Here is a 2,668-nt window from a genome sequence, read left to right as displayed (position 1 = left end):
GGGGAAGAGAGGGAAGAGGGGGAAGAAAGGGAAGAGGGGGAAGAAAGGGAAGAGGGGGAAGAGGGGGAAGAAAATACTTTAAAATAATTGCTGATTCTCCATTCTTAATTTTTAATTCTTAATTCTTAATTCTTAATTCTTAATTCTTAATTTTTAGCCATTGTCAAAATGAAATTTAATCGCACAACTATATCACTGGTAATTTTAGCATTAGGTTTAACTAGCTTTGTTTATTTTAGCGAAATCAAGGATCAAGGATTTGATATTACCTCAAAAATCGATCGAGTGGAAGACACCAGAGAAAAAATTTTCTCCTTTGATAGTAAAGACATTAAGAGTATAACAATTAATCTCGATTTCGATCGAGAGCCAAAGCTGATGAGTTTTGAAAAGACAAAAAAAGGCACATGGGAAATGATACAACCAGAAAAATTAACCGCTAGTGATGCGGCTATGGCTTTTCTCATCAATTTATTTAATCAGGCACAAAACACTGTAGAAATTCCCTCAACGGAAAATACGAGAGAAGAATATGGTTTGGATACATCTAATTATAAAATTCAGTGGACATTAGATAACGGCGACAAATATGAAATGATTTTAGGAAAATCCAATTTTGATGATACCCAAATTTATGCAGAAGTTATATTTCCTGATTCTGTGGAGACGACACAAAATATTTTTTTAGTGTCTAAAAGTTTTCAATATGCCATTGAAAGGGATTTTGACGAATGGACAATTAATCAGGAGTAAATAGGTGGACAGGTGGACAAATTGATTAATAACTTTTACCCTTTGCCCTTTCTTAATTCTTAATTCTTAATTCTTAATTCTTAATTCTTAATTATTTACTCCCATTCGATCGTACCGGGGGGTTTGGAGGTGATGTCATAAACCACACGATTAACGCCTTTAACCTCATTAACGATACGATTAGACATAGTTTCTAGTAAATCATAAGGAGGTCTTGCCCAATCCGCCGTCATGCCGTCTTCACTGGTAATCAAACGCAGTACCACAGGGAAAGCATAGGTTCTTTGATCTCCCATGACTCCCACACTACGAACAGGTAACAAAACAGCAAAGGCTTGCCAAAAATCATGGTACATTCCGTATTTTTTGATCTCGTCTCGCACAACAAAGTCTGCATCTCGCAATATATTTAATTTTTCTGCGGTTACTTCTCCTAAAATCCGAATAGCTAAACCGGGTCCGGGGAAGGGATGACGAGAGACAATTTCTTCTGGTAAGCCGATCGATCTTCCGACTTTACGCACTTCATCTTTAAACAGTTTACGCAGTGGTTCAACTAATTTGAAACGAAGATTTTTGGGTAAACCGCCTACGTTGTGATGACTCTTGATTTTAACCGCTACTCTTTCTCCTGTTTTGGGGTCAACATTCGTATCAGCAGATTCGATGACATCAGGGTATAATGTACCTTGTGCCAGAAAATCGAAAGGTCCTAAACGATTAGATTCTTCTTCAAATACTTGGATAAATTCATGACCAATTAAACGGCGTTTTTCTTCGGGATCGGTTATATCTTTTAGTTTTTCGAGGAATCGATCGCGCGCGTTGACGTATTCTACGTTGATATGGAATTGTTTATCAAAAATCTCTACCAATCTTTCGGGTTCACCTTTACGCATAAAACCCTGATCAATAAACATACACGTTAACTGATCTCCGATGGCTTCATGGAGTAAAAAAGCTAAAGTAGAGGAGTCAACCCCCCCTGACAAAGCCAATAAAACCCGCTTATCGCCTACCCTAGCCCGAATTTCTTTAATGGATTCTTCCACAAAGGTTTTTGTAGTCCATGTGGGTTCACATCCGCAAATATGATAAACAAAGTTACGGATTAAAGCCGTGCCGTATTCAGAATGGATTACTTCAGGATGAAATTGTACCCCAAAAAGTTTTTGTTTATGTTCTGCGATCGCTGCACAGGGGGTATTATCAGTATGAGCAAGTATTTTAAAACCTTCGGGGAGTTGAGTACAAGAGTCACCATGACTCATCCACATAGTTGATCCCTGCTCTACGTTGGTAAGCAAATCGGTAGGATCATCGATATGTAAAGAAGCCTTGCCATATTCCCCTCTTTTGGCACGTTCTACTTTACCACCTAACTGTTTAACCATCAACTGCATACCATAGCATACTCCCAATACGGGAATACCTAGTTGCCAAATTTCGGGGTCACAAAGAGGAGCATAGTCATCATACACGGAACTAGGACCTCCTGAAAGAATAATCCCTTTCGGATTAATTTCCTTCAACTTTTCGGCAGTGGTGCGATAGGAAATCACTTCTGAATAAACTTCTGTTTCTCGGATGCGACGGGCGATTAATTCTGAATATTGAGAACCAAAATCAAGAATAGCAATCATTTGACGTTGAACATGAACACTAGAGTCAACATCTGGTTCTATGGTTGTTGCTTTAGGAGGGCTGGTATCTGCTATAGTCACGGGTACTTACTCTTAATGTATTGATTCTTTTATTTTAACACTTTCGATCGTCAAAAACCGTTAAAAGAAAGTAAGAATTAAGAAAGGCAAGAGGCAAAAGGCAAAGGGCAACGTAGGGGTTTAATATATTAAACCCAACCCCACCAGAAAACTATAATTATTTCCTCCGCCTCTCCCCCCTCCTCCGCCTC

At 38.6% G+C, this 2,668-nt stretch carries 2 protein-coding genes; one reads left to right on the top strand and one right to left on the bottom strand.

What is annotated here, in order from left to right; genetic code table 11:
• The first annotated feature begins 168 nt into the window (after positions 1–168).
• Entirely contained in the window at positions 169–753 is a 585-nt protein-coding gene (locus tag ACN4EE_RS22735; RefSeq protein WP_431708794.1) for a DUF4340 domain-containing protein, read from the top strand.
• Between the two features lie 95 nt (positions 754–848).
• Here ACN4EE_RS22735 and guaA read toward each other — a convergent pair whose 3' ends face one another.
• Positions 849–2,396, bottom strand: a complete 1,548-nt coding sequence (gene guaA / locus ACN4EE_RS22730; protein ID WP_431708795.1) for a glutamine-hydrolyzing GMP synthase — start codon at positions 2,394–2,396, stop codon at positions 849–851.
• Between the last annotated feature and the right edge of the window lie 272 nt (positions 2,397–2,668).

Source organism: Geminocystis sp. CENA526 (genome assembly GCF_050753365.1).
Classification (GTDB): domain Bacteria; phylum Cyanobacteriota; class Cyanobacteriia; order Cyanobacteriales; family Cyanobacteriaceae; genus Geminocystis.
This window is presented reverse-complemented; position numbering and strand designations above follow the sequence as displayed.